Annotated in this window: 10 protein-coding genes; 1 reads left to right on the top strand and 9 read right to left on the bottom strand. The window is 52.8% G+C overall.

From position 1 onward, the window contains the following. Position 1 precedes the first annotated feature (1 nt). From GJJ30_RS26655 to GJJ30_RS26630, 6 genes are all read right to left on the bottom strand, one after another. Positions 2 to 1408, bottom strand: a complete 1407-nt coding sequence (locus GJJ30_RS26655) for a sialate O-acetylesterase (RefSeq protein ID WP_154178205.1) — start codon at positions 1406 to 1408, stop codon at positions 2 to 4. Continuing rightward, positions 1405 to 2874, bottom strand: coding sequence for an FAD-dependent oxidoreductase (locus tag GJJ30_RS26650; RefSeq protein ID WP_229313438.1), 1470 nt, complete (start codon positions 2872 to 2874; stop codon positions 1405 to 1407). Before GJJ30_RS26650 ends, GJJ30_RS26655 begins: the two co-directional genes overlap by 4 nt. 205 nt (positions 2875 to 3079) lie before the next feature. After that, positions 3080 to 4498, bottom strand: a complete 1419-nt coding sequence (locus GJJ30_RS26645; protein ID WP_229313436.1) for a RagB/SusD family nutrient uptake outer membrane protein — start codon at positions 4496 to 4498, stop codon at positions 3080 to 3082. Positions 4499 to 4643: 145 nt separating this feature from the next. Beyond that, positions 4644 to 7988, bottom strand: a complete 3345-nt coding sequence (locus tag GJJ30_RS26640) for a TonB-dependent receptor (protein ID WP_229313434.1) — start codon at positions 7986 to 7988, stop codon at positions 4644 to 4646. 131 nt (positions 7989 to 8119) lie between these two features. Then, a complete protein-coding gene (locus GJJ30_RS26635; RefSeq protein ID WP_154178203.1) occupies positions 8120 to 9229 on the bottom strand; it encodes a FecR family protein in 1110 nt (369 codons plus the stop codon). Between the two features lie 74 nt (positions 9230 to 9303). After that, positions 9304 to 9930 carry an RNA polymerase sigma factor gene (locus tag GJJ30_RS26630; RefSeq protein WP_154178202.1) on the bottom strand — a complete coding sequence of 209 codons (627 nt, stop codon included), beginning with the start codon at positions 9928 to 9930 and terminating at the stop codon, positions 9304 to 9306. Between the two features lie 590 nt (positions 9931 to 10520). Here GJJ30_RS26630 and GJJ30_RS26625 point away from each other — a divergent pair. Then, positions 10521 to 11288, top strand: coding sequence for an SDR family oxidoreductase (locus GJJ30_RS26625; protein WP_154178201.1), 768 nt, complete (start codon positions 10521 to 10523; stop codon positions 11286 to 11288). A 103-nt stretch (positions 11289 to 11391) separates the two neighbouring features. Here the strand turns inward: GJJ30_RS26625 and GJJ30_RS26620 are convergent, their stop codons facing one another. From GJJ30_RS26620 to GJJ30_RS26610, 3 genes are all read right to left on the bottom strand, one after another. After that, positions 11392 to 12384 carry a Hint domain-containing protein gene (locus GJJ30_RS26620; protein WP_154178200.1) on the bottom strand — a complete coding sequence of 331 codons (993 nt, stop codon included), beginning with the start codon at positions 12382 to 12384 and terminating at the stop codon, positions 11392 to 11394. A gap of 68 nt (positions 12385 to 12452) precedes the next feature. Next, positions 12453 to 14015 carry a flavin monoamine oxidase family protein gene (locus GJJ30_RS26615; RefSeq protein WP_154178199.1) on the bottom strand — a complete coding sequence of 521 codons (1563 nt, stop codon included), beginning with the start codon at positions 14013 to 14015 and terminating at the stop codon, positions 12453 to 12455. A gap of 89 nt (positions 14016 to 14104) precedes the next feature. Next, a complete protein-coding gene (locus tag GJJ30_RS26610; RefSeq protein WP_154178198.1) occupies positions 14105 to 15283 on the bottom strand; it encodes a pyridoxal phosphate-dependent aminotransferase in 1179 nt (392 codons plus the stop codon). Positions 15284 to 15664 lie beyond the last annotated feature (381 nt).

Raw genomic sequence — 15664 nt, 5'->3', positions numbered from 1 at the left:
CTCAATCATTTCCCTGTCGATCCAGCCCCAACTCCCAGTTATCCGTTCGGAACGGAATGACCGGTAGTCCTGCCTGGTTGAATAAATTGGGTTCGGGGGCGTCGCGGAAAGCAAACCGGACGGCGAGCGGTTTTTCAACACCATCGGCCCAGACCTCGACGGTGTTGTGTTGGATCCGGGCCTGCGCTTTCGTGAAAATTCGGTCGGCTCCGGCAATTTCAAACTCCGTAATCGGCCCGGTTTTCGCCATCAGACCGTTCTGAGCGTTGTCGAACGACAATCGAATGCGGTTTCCCACAATTTGCATCGAACGGTATTGCGGGCTTTTGTATGGTTCGACTTTTTGATGATACGTTTCGGCTAAGGCCCAGTTGGCCAGCCGGTTGCCCACTTCTTTTTTGTAAACAGGGTGAATATCGTCAAGGTTATCGACCAGGTCGGTCGTCACGACCATGCCGGTTTTGGGAATAGCCATCGCCTTCGTCTGGTTTTCGCGAACCAGGGCGGTTTCAAACGTACCACCGTAGCGGTACGGCGCGAGCTGGACATAATAAAACGGAAAATCGTTCTGCCAATGGCTCCGCCAACTCTCCACCAGCAAGCGCGTCAGTTGGTCATACGCTGGAGCATAATGCCGGTTCGACTCGCCCTGGTACCAGATCACCCCGGCAATGACGAAAGACGTAATCGGGACGACCATGCCGTTGAACAGAACGCCCGGCACGTTCGGTGCCCAGGGCGTTTTGACCATCGTTCGGCCCGAGTGGCAGGTTTCGGGATACAGATTGACGAGCGATTCCGGCAGCCAGGTATCCATTTTGGAACCGCCCCACGACAGGTCGATCAGGCCAATCGGAACGCCGAGGGCGGTTTGCAGTTTTTTCCCGAAAAAGTAACCAACGGCGCTGAACCGCTTCAGACTCACCGAATCACAAACCGCCCAGCTTCCGCCAACCTCGATCTGGGGCGTTGCGGCCGCGCGTCGGTCCATCTTAAAAAACCGGATGTTCGGGTTGAATGCCGTCGGCAGTTCGGCACGGGCGTCTTTCACCCCTCCAGCCGCCGTCAGCGCCATATTCGACTGGCCCGAACAAAGCCAGACTTCGCCAATCAGAATATTGGTCAGCAAAACTGTGTTGTTGCCCTTGACGGTAATCGCATACGGGCCACCACTTTTCGGGGTTCGCAGCCGGATTTTCCAAGTCGCGTCCGCCCCACCGGTAACGCTCACGGCCCGGTTATCCCAACTGGCAGTGACGGTTATTTTCTCGGTCGGATCGGCCCAGCCCCAAATGGCAACCTCGGTTTCTCGCTGCAAAACCATGTCCGAAGCCAGAATAGATGGCAAAACGACATCGGCTTTCGCGGCCAAAACAAGCCCAAGCCACAGCAAGAGGGCGGTTTTCATGAACCCCGCATACCGAGTTTGGTCAAAACCGCCAGGGCTTCGCTCCACTCGACTTCGTGGGGCAATCGTTTGCTTTTAGCGGCCAGGGCGGCTACCACCCCCGCAGCTTCGCCCATCGCCACGGCATTGCCGGTCACGCGGTAACTGGCGTGGGCCGTAAAATCGCCACTGATACAGCGCCCGGCCATCATCAGCCCATCGACATCTTTGGCGATCAGCGCCCGCAACGGAATGTCGTACGGTTTCATCTTGATACCGCCCCGCGAGATCGTTTCCGTTTCGTTGGTTTTGCGATCCGACGCGTGAATATCAACCCCGAACGTTGGCCGGACAACCGCATCTTCATGTCGGGCACCCATCGCCAAATCGTCTTTAGTGACGGTATAACGGCCGTGAATCCGTCGTCCATCCCGAATCCCGATCTGTTCCGGCGTTGCCACAATCTGGATTCCCTCCCACGGCCCGCCGAGTTTGTTCAGTCCGCGAACGATGTTGTAGACTTCCGCCCGCGCCCGAACCGTGGCTTCCGTGATTTCGTCGGCGTCGAACGCCTTGATGTTGTATTCGTGATTGACCATCACCATCACCAGATTATCGCGAATCAGAAAGAGCGTCGGCATGCCGTACGAAGGTGTAATGCCGGCCCGGTTGATCTCGCTCATAAACGCTTTCGTCGCCTTGACGTGCCAGTCCATGTTGGCTTTGCCATTGTCGTCCTGGTAAAACGAAATATACGGTTTGAGCGCGGCCGCATCTTTCACAACGGCTAATGTATTGAGCGTCAGTGGCTGACAGGGGCAGGTATCGCCCCCCCGCCCGATCTCCCAGCTATTCCCGGCCTGCGCGCCCAGATCGCCGTCGCCGGTGGTATCGATAAACACCTTCGCCTTCCAGGCCTGCCGCCCCGACTTCGATTCAGTAATGACGGTCGTCACCTGGTTTTTATCCTTGTAAGCAGCTGCCACGCGGGTATGCAGCAAAAATTTCACCCCGGCTTCGGTGCACATTTCTTCGAGCAGCACTTTCATTTCATCGGGCGCATAGACAAACTGATCGGGTACCTTGTTGCGCCGGGCATCGCGCTCGTCGAGTTTTTTGATGATTTCTTTCGTCAGACCCGGTTTGTTGAAATCGAAAATATAGGTCAGCAAACCGGCCGTCCAGACCCCGCCCAGACAGCCGTGGATTTCCAGCAACTGCGTGCGGGCTCCGGCGCGGGCGGCCGAAATGGCGGCCGCAATTCCGGCCGGGCCGCCCCCGCAGACAAGGACGTCGACCTCGCCTTTAATGGGCAGATTTCGGGCGGGTTCCGGGAAAGTGGCCGGATTCTGATTTTGGGCCAACCCGTTTTCGGGTAAACCCAAACCGGAAAGAGCCGTTGCGCCGACGACCGTCGAACGCAGGAATTTCCGGCGGTTCAGGTTAAACATTCCGGTGATTTCCGGTTTTTTATCGTTGGTTTCCATGATGAATAAAGATGTTCAACATTTATTGGATCTGCCCCCACCCCCCTAAAGGGCAGGGCTATCAAGTGCTCGAGTGATTATCATACAAAGTGCCAATTTCCGGCCCCTTTTTGCCCCCACCCCTCTAAAGGGGGCTCTCAAATCCGGATATTTAAGCCTCTTTAGGGGTTGGGGCAGATCAAATTCACTGGTAAGTTGGTAAAAATCAATACCCCGGATTCTGGTCTTTCACCGGATCGATGGCCTTGTTGTAATTCAGTTCGGAAACCGGGATTGGCCACAGGAAATGTTTGTCGGCAATGGCTTTCCCTTTGGCCGCCAGAATGATTTCCTTCGCTTTTCCCGTTCGTTTCAACTCCAGCCACCGCTTGCCTTCGTACTGAAATTCGTACCCACGCTCTTTCACCACCAGGTTCAGAAACGCGGCTGTCGTGGGATAATCCGCCAGTTTAAAATCGACGTTCGAGGCCGTGGTAGCGGTTTTTCCGTAGGCCCGGCGGTGCACCTGATTGAGGGCTTCCATCGCTTCTGCCGTTGGTGCGCTGCCCGCCCGACCCGCGGCTTCGGCGTAAATCAGCAGCACATCGGCGTAGCGATACCACGGTACGTCATTTCCGGCCCCGGCAAATTCGAGCGAATTGGGATCGATGAATTTCTTGCTCAGCAAGGTCGTTGCGCCAATCCCAATGTTCCAGGAGTACCAGATTCCCTTGCGCAGATCGGCATTGTCCCAGCTCTGGTAAACCGGGTTCGTGCTGTCGCTGTGGAGACCAAAAACGCCCCCGCCCCCGCCCAGAAACTTGGTCCCGGGATGGTTGATCAGCGTCGGAAACAAATTGCCCTGACCAGGTAGGCGGGAGAATTTGAGGTAAAAAACCTCTTCGGGTGTCGAGATCAGATCGGGCCCGAACACTTTTTGAAAATCCTCGGACGACGCGACCGGAATCAGGGAAAATTTAGCGGATTTGATCACTTCATCGGCTTTGTCGCGCGCTTCGGCAAACTTGCCCTGCTCCAGATAGACATCCGCCAGCATGGTTTTGGCCGACCATTTGGTAGGTCGTCCCGGCTGCGTCACCTGATCGGGCAGGTTCGCTTCGGCTTCCTTCAGATCGGCCAGAATCAGGGTATACACTTCCTCGACGGTATTCCGTTTGGCGTCAATTTCGGTCATATTGGCTTCGGTCCGAATCGGAACCCCGGCCCAGTTCCGGACTAAATGAAAGTAGCTGAACGCCCGCAGAAATTTCGCTTCAGCCACATAACCGGCCACATCGGCTTTGCTAATAGCTTTCCCGTTGGGTGCATTTTTAATCACCAGATTGGCGTTTCGAATGCTGAGGTAATACGCTTCCCAGGCACCCGAAACCCGGCTGATGTTGACGTTATCCAGTCCCTGAAAATTATTTAAAACCGCATAACTTCCGCGGCCATATGCGTAGTCAATGTGCGCTTCCAAAACCGCCAGATAAACGCCCATTCCGTTCGTCGAACTACTCCGCAACGGCACATAAATGGCGTTCACTGCCGACTCAACTTCGGCTTTTGTGTTGTAATACGTTTCAACCGCTAAGGTCTTCGGCTCCTCTTTTAAAATATCCTCACAGGACATGAGAAGAAGCATTGGGAGAAGAAATAATATCGCTTTCATCTTTCTATTGAGTGTATGAGTGATTGTGCGATTGAGTGATGAATAATGAAGCAACTGGAGATTTATATTCTGCAAAGACGATGAAAAATCACACAATCGCTCAATCACTCAATACAGTTTAAAATCCCGCCCGGAGGCCGAAGGTGATGGACTTGGAGGTTGGGTAACTGAAGTGATCGAAACCCTGTGCGGTGGAATTGGCACCGCCGTTGGAATTCACTTCCGGGTCCCACCACGAGTACTTCGTCAGTGTGAGCAGATTCTGCCCGCTGGCGTACAACTGAACGCTCCGAATCCATTTCGCACCCCACTTCTGAATGGGCAGATTATAGGCTAACTGAATGTTTTTCAGCCGCATGTACGAACCATCTTCCACAAACCGGTCGGACACGTTGGTGCGGGTTGTGCTACTGACCACCGGATATTTGGCGTTCGGATTCGTCGGTGTCCAATGATCCAGAAAGACCTCGCGCGGCATGTTCAACCCGTAGCCGAAATCGACGGTATTGTTGATGGAACTGGTGTTAAAAATATCGTTCCCCTGCGTGCCTTGAATGAAGAGAGTTAAGTCGAAATTCCGGTAAGACATGCTGGAATTAAACCCATAAATAAAATTCGGGTTGGGATCACCGATGAAGGTTTTATCCCGCACCGTAATGGCCTTATCACCATCCAGATCCTTGTATTTTATCTTTCCCTTCTCATCGTAACCATCTTCAATATAGCCCCAGAAACGTCCCATTGCCTGGCCTTCCCGCAGGATGTTCCGCGTATCGGTTATCGCCGAGATATCGACAAAACCGCCCAGAATATCCTGCCCGCCGTAGAGCTTGATTACCTTGTTCCGGTTAAAGGCAATGTTGGTGTTGATATCCCATTTGAAATCGCCGGAAAATAAGCGCGCGCTCAGTCCCAGTTCAATACCTTTATTCTGCACTTCGCCCACGTTTTTGAGCGTCGTTATAAAGCCCAGCGACGACGGTAACTGCACGGTGTTTAGCAAATCGCGGGTATTTTTAAGGTAATAATCGGCGGTTAAAACGAAGCGGTTTCCCAAAATTCCGACATCCAGGCCGATGTCTTTCTGTTCGGTGGTTTCCCATTTCAGGTTTCCGGGCAGGTTCGTGCCGGGCGCATAGGCCGTATACAGCGCATCGCCGAAGATGGTTTTGGCCGACACCAGTTGATTAAGCGTCGCGTAGGCCCCGATGGCCTGACTACCGGTCAAGCCCCAGCTTGCCCGGAGTTTCAGGTCAGAAACCACCGCGTTGTTTTTCAGGAAATCTTCGTTGGAAACGCGCCAGGCCACGGCAGCCGACGGAAAATGCCCCCACTTATTGCCCGCGCTGTATTTGGACGAACCGTCCATCCGATAACTGACCGTTGCCAGATACTTGCTGTCAAAGGCGTAATTGACCCGCCCCAGAAATGACGCGAGTGTTGATTTTGAATAGCTGGAGGTCGGAATCCCCGGCGTTCCGGCAGCCGCCAGGTCGTAGGTTTGGCTGGCATTGCTGATAAACCCTAACCCGCTGCCGTACAGCGAGGTACTGACAAAATCCTGATACGTAAAACCGGCGACCGCCGAAATGCTGTGTTTTTGCCGGATGGTTTTGTTATAACTGATCGTATTCTCGTTCAGGAGGCTGGTAAACTGGCTGGCGCTGACGCCCGCGCTGCCCTGCGAGCCGACGTAGTTATTGGTCGTGTACGAATCCGTGCGGTCGTCCGCGTTTTCGATACCGCCCGAAATTTTGAGGGTAAGTTCCGGAATTGGGTTGTAAATAAAGGCGGCATTGGTCAGCACCCGGTTTCCTTTGGTCAAATTGGTTTGTTCGTTCAGCGAGTTGATCGGGTTGACCAGGGCCGCGTTGATGAACGCGTAGGTGGTGCCAAACACCCGGTAGGTGCCGTCGTCGTTGTACGGCGTCAGAACCGGTGGGGCGGAAATCGCGCCCGCAATCAGCGACGCGCCCCGGTTGCCACCCTGGCTGTTGCGGGCGTTGGTGGTAATTTTGGTTAAGGTCGAAGACAAATTAAACGATAGTTTTTTGCTGATGGCGTGGTTGAGGTTGGTCCGCAGCGAATACCGGTTGTAATCGCTCCCGCGAATGATGCCGTCCTGCCCGAACAGACTGCCGGAGATGGAAAACTGGGTTTTCTCGTTTCCTCCGCTGATGGTCAGCGCGGCCGTTTTCATGGGTGCGCGCTGGAAGACAAAATCCTGCCAGTCGAAGCCCTGCCCAAAACCGTCAATTTGCGCCTGAGTGAAATACGGTTTCAGGTTGTCGTTGGCGGCCTGTTCGTTGTAGAACGTGGCATATTCCTTCGCATTCATCAAATCCAGCTTTTTCCGCAGAGTCTGCGTGCTATAACTGGTTTCGAAATCGACGGTCGTTTTCCCAGATTTGCCGCGTTTGGTTGTGATCAGCACCACGCCGTTGGCCCCGCGCGACCCGTAAATGGCAGTTGCAGACGCGTCTTTCAGTATCTCAATATTCTCGATATCAGCATTATTCAAAACCGTTGGGTTGCTGCCCGACAGCGGAAAACCGTCGACTACGTACAGCGGTTCGTTACCGCCCTGAATGGAGTTCGTCCCCCGAATCCGCACGCTGACACTCGCACCGGGCGCTCCGGTATTTTGCAGAACCTGCACCCCGGCCGCCCGGCCCGACAGCGCCTGCAACACATTCGCATTCGGAAAAGCATTGAGTTCTTTGGCTTTTACCTGCGACAGCGAACCGGTCAAATCGCTCTTTTTAACGGTACCGTAGCCCACCACCACCACTTCCTCCAGGCTTTTGGTATCAACTTTCAGGTTAATGTCAATGACCGAGCGGTTTCCCACCGCCACTTCCTCATTCAGGTAACCGACAAACGAAAAAACCAGCGTCGTGGCCGCATCCGCGTCGCTCGGAATGCTAAGTTTGAATTTCCCATCGCCGTCGGTGGTAGTTCCCCGGGTCGTATTTCTGACGACAACACTCACACCGGGCAGCCCCTCTCCTTTTTCATCAGTTACTTTTCCGCTCACCACCCGGTCCGCCGGTTGTTCGACTACTGGCGTGATCGCGGCCGATGGGTCGTCGTTCGAACTTTCCGAAACCGGTCCGGGAACAATCGCAATCTGGTTGCCCGTCACGACGTACCGGAGTTGCAGCGGTTTCAGCAGCCGGTCGAGCACGTCCACCAGTCGTTCGTCGGAAGCCGCCAGCGAGATTTTCCGGTCAACCTGAACGATCTGGCGGCTGTAGACAAACTTGACGTGAGCGGTTTTTTCCAGCGTCGTCAGCGCCTGCCGGATGGTGTGGTTATCCAGCCGAACGCTCACCCGCTGATCCAGTAATTCCTGCGCCCGCGCGGCCAGCGCGCCGTTGATGAGCAGGGCCGTCAGCAAGACTTGTAGGAACGAAATTCGCATAAGCAGCCGAATCGTTTCGTGGTTTGTAAACTTGTACATAACTTGGAGGTGGTTTAGTTATTCCGGGCAAAGGAGTAGCTACACCGGTCCGCGGAGGCCCGAAAAGTGCCGCCGGATCGGTCAATTCCACCCGCTATGTTCGCACCATAGCGGGCTTTTTTATTACTGGTTTATGGACAGCCCTTGCTGGTAACAATGATCCGGGCATCGACCACCTCGTAGGTGGCCCCGATGGACGCACACAACAACCGAAGCTGGTCGTGGAGCGGCACGCCCGGCATCGACGCCGTCAGGGTGCAGTTCCGAAGAACCGTCGGGTCATAGATAATTTCGACCCCGTAGGCTTTTTTCAGTCGCTCAAAAACGCCCGCAACGGGTGTATCTTCAAAATTAAAGGACTCCCGGTTTTCGGGCTGTGCCACTACCATCGGTTGCTCTACCAATTCTTTTTGGTAGCGGCTCTGGCTGGCATCGTACGTAACCTGCTGATTCGCAGTCAGAACGACGCCCGGCATTTCCTTGGAATTCGGGCGGTGGGAAATTCGCCGGTCCATGACGGAAACCTTACCTGAAATCACCGATACCTTCATGCGGTTTTCGCCGGCGCGGGCCTGCACCCGAAACCGGGTTCCCAAAACGCGCGTCACCAGGGGACCACTGTAGACCAGAAAGGGGCGTTTTCCTTCGTGAACAACCGCAAAGGTCGCATCTCCTTTCAGTTGGACCTCGCGCTGCTCCGCATGGAACGCGCGCGGATACCGGGCTTCGCTGTTGGGCATCAGTCGCATCCGGCTGCCGTCGGGCAAGGTCAGATCGACCGGCTGGGAAGTACCGTTTACCTGACTGATCCACTGCTCATTATGCAGTTTTTCGGTTTCGGCAAATGCCACGGTTTCCGTTACCGAATCCGGTTTTTCGCGGAACAGAAACCAGCCTAGCCCGATTCCCGACAGCAGCAAAACCGCAGTCGCAACCTGCCAGTATGGTGCACGGAACGATTGCGGAATCCGCTGCCAGCGCGACCGCTCCGGGGTGTATCTGGCCAGTTTGACGATGCGTTCCACCTCCAGCATTTCCTGCTCGGACGATAGCTTGTGCGGGCGGTTTTTCAGCGCTTCGGCCATGTCTTTCGCCAGCAGCAGGGTGGCCCGTTGCTGCGGATTTTCCCGCTGCCACTGTTCCCAGAATTGCCGGGCGTCAGGCTGATCGTGTTTGACCCACGCCAGAAACCGGGCATCTATCAGGAAATCTTCGACGGTAAAGTGTTGATACGCTTTCATAGAGGTGCTGTGGAACTACTTCGGTCGTTAATAGGCGAAATTGTCGGTGCCATACTCAGTGTGCGGATAGTTTATCAATGACCCCAAAACCAGTACCCGATCATCGACAGCAGCGAAGGCCAGCTTTCCCGAAGTCGGCAAAGCCCACGGTAGAGCAGATTGGCCACCGACTGCCGATTGACGGCCAGAATGTCCGCGATTTCGTCGTTCGAGAGTTCGCCGTAAAACTTCAGGTGAATGGCTTCGCGCTGGCGATCCGACAACTGCCCCAGCAACGCATTCAGGCGGATCGTTTGATAATCAGACAATTCGGTCCGAATTAGCGCTTGTTCCGCCGTAATTTCCTCCGAACTGACATCGTCGAACGCAAACCCGTCTTCGTTGACGACCGACGAATGGCGCTGGATTTCCCGGTGAATTTTCCGCCGGAGCGATTTGTAGAGGTACGGCCGGATGTATTGCGTCTGCACGATTTTGGCGCGGTAAGTCCACAAGTCCAGAAACAGATCCTGCAAGCAATCTTTCAGAAAATCCGTATCGCGGGTAAACCGGCCGCCGTAAAAATGGAGTTCGCGGTAAAAATGCTGGACCAATTCCTGAAAAGCCGCCTGCGATCCCTCCCGAAATTGCTGCCACAGCAGCGTTTCGTCGGTTTTTTCCCAGGCATTTTGGTGTTTATAATGTAGATCGGGTTTCAGCATAATCCAGCGATTTACCTGATTCAGAATGAATAGTCAGCGAAATGCCGTGGTCGAACGGCGCGACTGGTGGTTAATAGGTGCGATAATTCAAATAATACTCAGGATTGTACAAAATATTTTATTCTTTTTTAGAAAGCCTCAAAGCAGGATTACCGCGAGCGTATTCCTTTGAGTCATTTATAGATAATAAATTGGTTAGTTTGATTTGAATGGCGGTTTTTCAGTCTCGTAGAGACGAAATATTTGTAGCCCAATTGGCATGATTTTCAATCGCCTGCCGTAGGTAGGCAACGGTTGCCCACCTACGGCAGGCGAGTAGCAGGATACGAAATCACTTCAAACATTAGATGCCTAGCGGCATCATATCAGCAGTAAATGCTCGTATCCACCTTTCAATTTATTTATTAGCCTACATTCTCAAAACCGTTCAACCGATTATCATTAGACTCGGGAATTGAATCAGTTGCTGGGCATAAAACCGTGGGCCGGTAAACATTACTCTCGAATCGAATTTGTTCCTGATCGGCTGGTAAATGCCGTGGGCAGTTCGTTTCTTGCGGTTTTTGAAAACCGTGTAATTCCCGACTACTATGAATTCGTTCTGGCAACTGTCCGGCTACCGCGCACTGGTCACCGGCGGCACCAAAGGCATCGGCGAAGCAATTGTAAATCAATTGCTGGAATTTGGTGCGGAAGTGTTTATCGTCGCCCGCGACAACGATTTGTTGCAGCAAAAATTAACGAAATACCGGCAAAGCGGTTTTGTCGTGGACGGTCTGGCCATCGATGTCAGTAAAATCGGGGCCGTTGCGGAACTGATCGAAATCGTAAAAAACCGCTGGGGAAAGCTGGATATTCTGATCAACAACGCCGGAACAAACATCCGGAAACCGACCATCGACTACACAACGGAGGAATTCGACCAGCTTCTGAACACCAACCTGCGGGCGGGCTACGAACTGAGTAAAGCGGCATATCCGCTACTGAAGGCTTCGGGAAAAGGCAGTATTGTCTTTGTGTCGTCGGTGTCCGGCCTGACGCACACGAGCAGCGGTTCGATTTATGGCATGACCAAAGCCGCCCTCCACCAGCTGACGCGCAACCTGGCCGTGGAGTGGGCTCCGGATGGAATTCGGGTCAACACGATTGCGCCCTGGTACGTGCTCACGCCCCTGGCCGAACCGGTTTTGACCAATCCGGAAAAACTGGAGGGAATTCTGAAACGGACGCCGATGGGCCGCACGGGAAAACCGGAAGAAATTGCGGCCGCCGTCTCCTTTCTTTGCCTGCCCGCTGCGGGCTACATCACCGGCCAAACCATCGCGGTGGACGGGGGGATGACGTCGTGGGGGATGTAAACGAACGATTTTCGGTATTCGGTTTACGGTATTCGGTGGCTGAAGCGGGATAAATGAATTCAATGCGTCAGCCACCGAATACCGTAAACTGTATACCGTAAACTTATTTATCCAGCACAACGACGTCGTTTACCAAATAACTGCCGCGGTCGGTGACGAGATTGTATACTTTCTCGACCGTCCGGAGATTGGACTCAATGCGAGCGACTTTCCAGGCGGCTACCGAGCGGGTTGCGCCGTCGAAGCGGTACAACACATCGCCACTTTGTAAATCACCGACTTTTTTCGCGCCGGTGGCGGTTTGGACGGGGTGGTTCGCCGTGGCTTCCAGCAAAACCGGTTTGGTCAGGGAAGCAGAACGACTGGCGGAAACTTCCTGAACCGGGGTGATCCAGACGCCCGCGATCGCCAGATCCGGTTTTTGGTGAATGCTGATTTCCTGCACTTTCGCCGGGACCAGCAGGCGGGTTTTCGCATCGTACGCCATCACTTCGTCGCCGGTTTTTACCTGATCGATGGTTTTCGTCTGCCGATCGGCCAAAGTTACCACCGCGTTGGCGGGGAAACAGAAATTGTATTCTTCCTTTTTCTTCTCACCACCTTCTTCCTTCGTTCCACCGCCCATCAGCAACGCCATTTCGCGGGAGAGTACAAATCCAAGCGCCGACATCAGCCCGGCTTCTTTTTCGCCAACATACTTTAGATCATCGATATACGCATCCCAGGCTTTGCGGTCAGCGCTGGCACCCGGAATAACGAACGGTTTGGTTTCTTTCGTTTTTCCATTTTCATAAATCGCCAGCAAACCCAATTCCTTGGTATCGGCCGCCGTGAAAATTTTGTACAAATAGATTTTCCGGGGAACCCCGTCGCTGTAATTGAAGACGTAAGCCGGGCGTTCTTCGTAGCGGTCCAGAATAAAATCGCCGGATTTGAAATAGGTATCCTTTTCCAGGTTGCCAATTTTGACGGCTTTAATGGCTTTCAACTGATCCAGCGACATGCTGGCGGTTTGCGCCCAAACGCGTTGAGAAACCAGTTGTAAAATCGCTACGCAACAGATGACCAGAAATTGACGAAGTAAGTTAGTTTTCATAGTAGAGATTTATTCGAAATTCAATATTCGTTATTCAGTATTCGATAGTTTAGATAGAGACGACAATATCACTTTTTCGTGTATTCTCCAACCCGCGCATGCAGCGCATCGACCACCCGACGGGCGGACGTAAACGCTCCGGCCATCCAAGCCGTCAGGTAAGTAGTATGCTCTCCGGCAAAGTAAATGTTTCCATCCGGTTCGAGCAGCGCGGGGTAGAATTTCCGACGGACGGCATCGTCGTAAACCGCCCAGCCGCCTTCGTTATACGGAATTTTCTGCCAGGCTAGCGAAAACGAGTTCTCAAATTCCTGCGGGTATTGCGGGTGAATTTTATAGCCCTGTTCCAGCGCCATTTTTTCGCGTGCCGGAAGCGACAGTTCGCCTACGGCTTCGGCCCGGCTGTAGAAATTGTAATACCCGATCAGCACGCCTTTCCTGCCCATCAGCCCGAACGACGGATACCAGATCTGGTTGATATCCATGTTGGTACGGGAAATTCCGCCGTAAATCGCGTCGTCTTCCTCCCAAAACCGCCGTTTGAATTGCAGGCCGATTTTGCCGGTTTTCATGTATGGAATAAAATCCGCCGAACGTTTCACCATCGGCGACAAGTCCGAGTCAATTTTTTTTAAAACCGGTAACGGAAGGGTACACACGCAGAATTCCGCACTGATTTCAACCGGTTTTCCATCTTTCTGGTACACCACCCGAACGCCGTTTTCGGTTTTCCGCAGTTCCTTCACCGGTGCGTTGAACTGAATCTTTCCGAGCAGTTTTTTCTCCAATGCCTTCGGAATGGCATCCATCCCGCCCACCGGCTGCAGCAGCGTCGAGTGTTGCTCGAACGTGTAATCGCCGTTGTTGTAAAAAACCGGCTGCATGTAACCGGAACGTAAATATTCCGTCAAACCAAATGGATCGACCAGATCACCGGGAACAGGCCCGGCGCCAGGCATCGTTTTATACCCCCGGCGGTTGGTACCTTTGTAGAGCTTGCCCGTATTCAGATCGCCTTCGTTCTTCAGAAAATCCACCAGTTTTTCGACGTCTTCTTTCGTCAATTGCTGGTCGAGCGACGATTGATCGAGCGCTTTCGCCAGCAACTCACTGGTGTAACCGCGCATGTCGCTGTGGTATTCCCGGACGCGCATGCGTTTGTTGGCCAGCGAACCCGTTCCGCCATCGTTGTAGAGCCAGGCCGACTCGTTGGAGCCGTTGAAAATCTCGAGCGGAACCCCCAGCTCGCGGCAGTAGTGTAACGTCAGTTGATGATTGTGCGGAATCCGGGCAGCTCCGCCGTTAAAATACTGGCCGTCAGCGAATTTACAAACCTGCTCCGGTCCACCGATTTCGGTTTCCTTCGTTCCGCCCCGAACCGTCCAGACCCGGCCACCGGAGCGGCTACGGGCTTCGAGAACGGTGCAGTCGTACCCCAGCTTGCCTAATTCGTAGGCGGTGGTCATCCCCGCCAGCCCCGCTCCCAGAATCACGACTTTTCGGGCTTTTCCGTCTTTGAGTCCGTTGGACGGCAGATCGAACGCTTCGGCGGGAGCCGGTTTTAACAGTCCCCAGGCCAGTAAGGTTGCGTAACTTGCTCCGGTTGATTCAATAAAATTCCGTCGGGTCATAGTTTAATTAACAATGAATAATGAACAATAAACAATTGTTTATCAGCACTTTTGCCATTTATTGTTCATTATTCATTGTTCATTTTTAATTAAGCAATCTTCTTAAACACATCCATAAAAAGGCCCATTTCGTCTACGGTGCCGACGCTGACGCGGCAGTAGGGCTGGGCGTTGTATTCGCGAGTGGAGGTGAGGATGCCGTTGCCGAACATTTCCTTTTCGAATTGTTTCGTTTTCATCCGAATCGGAAACAACACGAAGTTGGCAAACGACGGAACGTATTCGTATCCTTTCTCTTTCAGGCCTTTATAGAGTAGTTCGCGGGCTTTTTCGTTTTCCGTGCGGCAGAAATTCTGCCATTCTTCGTCCTGATAACTGGCAATTCCGGCTTTGAGGGTGGTCACACTGGGGTTCCACTCGCCCCGGGAATAGTTCTGCAGTTCGGGCAGGAATTTTTCGGGAGCGATAGCGTAGCCCAGTCGTAAACCGGCAAAACCGTGTATCTTGGAAAAGGTGCGGGTCAGGAACAGGTTGTAGCCTTCAGCCACGAGTTTCGGCAGGGCTGGCCGCTCTTCGGGCTTCAGAAAATCAATGTAGGCTTCGTCGATGAAAACCGGTACTTTCGGCGATACTTCCTTGCAGAAAGCCACGAGATCGGCCACCGGCACGACGGTTCCGGTTGGATTGTTGGGGTTACAAATATAGACCAGTTTGGTATCCGCAGTAACTTTTGCCTTCATAGCCGCCAGGTCATAGCGGTATTCCTTCGTTAATGGCAGGGCTTCGATTTTAGCACCGAATTTTTTAGCACAACCCAGAAAGTCATCGTATGTAAACTGGCTGGTCAGAATGGTACCGCCACTGCCCTTGGCCGCGCTTCCGGCGTAATAAACCGCCATCGCCGTCAGTAATTCCGACGACCCGGCCGAAAGCATCACGTTTTCGGGTTTGACCCCTTCCTTAGCCGCAATCAACTGTTTCAGTTCCTGCCCTTCGAACATCGCATACCGGTTACTGACTTCAGCCGCCTGAATAAGCGCTTCTTTGGCTTTTTTCGAAATACCGTGCGGGTTTTCATTGAAGGCAATCCGGGCTTTCAGCTTCGGCATTTCCCGGCCCAGACTGGCAAATTCGTTGGTGAGTGTTTGTTCGTGCAGCGCATTTGCCGCTGCCGGATTGATCGCGAAAGAAGACTTGTTCAGGACAAATCCAGCGGTAAATAACGCACCCGTGCGTAACCAGTTTCGGCGAGAGATGGGAAGGTCCATGATTTCGTAGGTTTCGTAATTTTTTGTACTAAACTACGATGAGATTTTATTATTTCCGAATAACACCAAATGCAATTTCGTTATTTCAAAAATAAACAAAATTTCTAAAATGAATTAATAATAAATGCAGATTTATATTTTTTTGGAGATTATTTCAAAAAGTTACTTTAAATCCAAAGTAGTTCGAACAAAATTATCATTTATTTTAATTAAGCAGGTTCAAATTACAACTTGCCCTTTTTTCAAATTTGCTTTTTGAAACGCGTAATTTCACCTTATCAGATGCGTAGAAAGATTTCACCCTCCGGATTGAAAAATGCCGAATATTTGATATACTTACTTCTTACTCAAAATGGGCATCCACCGTACCCGATTCTGCTA

Source organism: Larkinella terrae (assembly GCF_009668025.1).
Taxonomy (GTDB): Bacteria; Bacteroidota; Bacteroidia; order Cytophagales; family Spirosomataceae; genus Larkinella; species Larkinella terrae.
Note: the sequence above shows the minus strand (reverse complement) of the source record. Positions and strands in the feature narration are given on the sequence as shown.

What these genes read in the sequence shown, in the direction of transcription:
- GJJ30_RS26650 (WP_229313438.1), bottom strand. Translation starts at nt 2,874, where the DNA reads ATGGAAACCAACGATAAAAAACCGGAAATCACCGGAATGTTTAACCTG.
- GJJ30_RS26655 (WP_154178205.1), bottom strand. Translation starts at nt 1,408, where the DNA reads ATGAAAACCGCCCTCTTGCTGTGGCTTGGGCTTGTTTTGGCCGCGAAA.
- GJJ30_RS26620 (WP_154178200.1), bottom strand. Translation starts at nt 12,384, where the DNA reads ATGAAAACTAACTTACTTCGTCAATTTCTGGTCATCTGTTGCGTAGCG.
- GJJ30_RS26630 (WP_154178202.1), bottom strand. Translation starts at nt 9,930, where the DNA reads ATGCTGAAACCCGATCTACATTATAAACACCAAAATGCCTGGGAAAAA.
- GJJ30_RS26610 (WP_154178198.1), bottom strand. Translation starts at nt 15,283, where the DNA reads ATGGACCTTCCCATCTCTCGCCGAAACTGGTTACGCACGGGTGCGTTA.
- GJJ30_RS26640 (WP_229313434.1), bottom strand. Translation starts at nt 7,988, where the DNA reads ATGTACAAGTTTACAAACCACGAAACGATTCGGCTGCTTATGCGAATT.
- GJJ30_RS26635 (WP_154178203.1), bottom strand. Translation starts at nt 9,229, where the DNA reads ATGAAAGCGTATCAACACTTTACCGTCGAAGATTTCCTGATAGATGCC.
- GJJ30_RS26645 (WP_229313436.1), bottom strand. Translation starts at nt 4,498, where the DNA reads ATGCTTCTTCTCATGTCCTGTGAGGATATTTTAAAAGAGGAGCCGAAG.
- GJJ30_RS26625 (WP_154178201.1), top strand. Translation starts at nt 10,521, where the DNA reads ATGAATTCGTTCTGGCAACTGTCCGGCTACCGCGCACTGGTCACCGGC.
- GJJ30_RS26615 (WP_154178199.1), bottom strand. Translation starts at nt 14,015, where the DNA reads ATGACCCGACGGAATTTTATTGAATCAACCGGAGCAAGTTACGCAACC.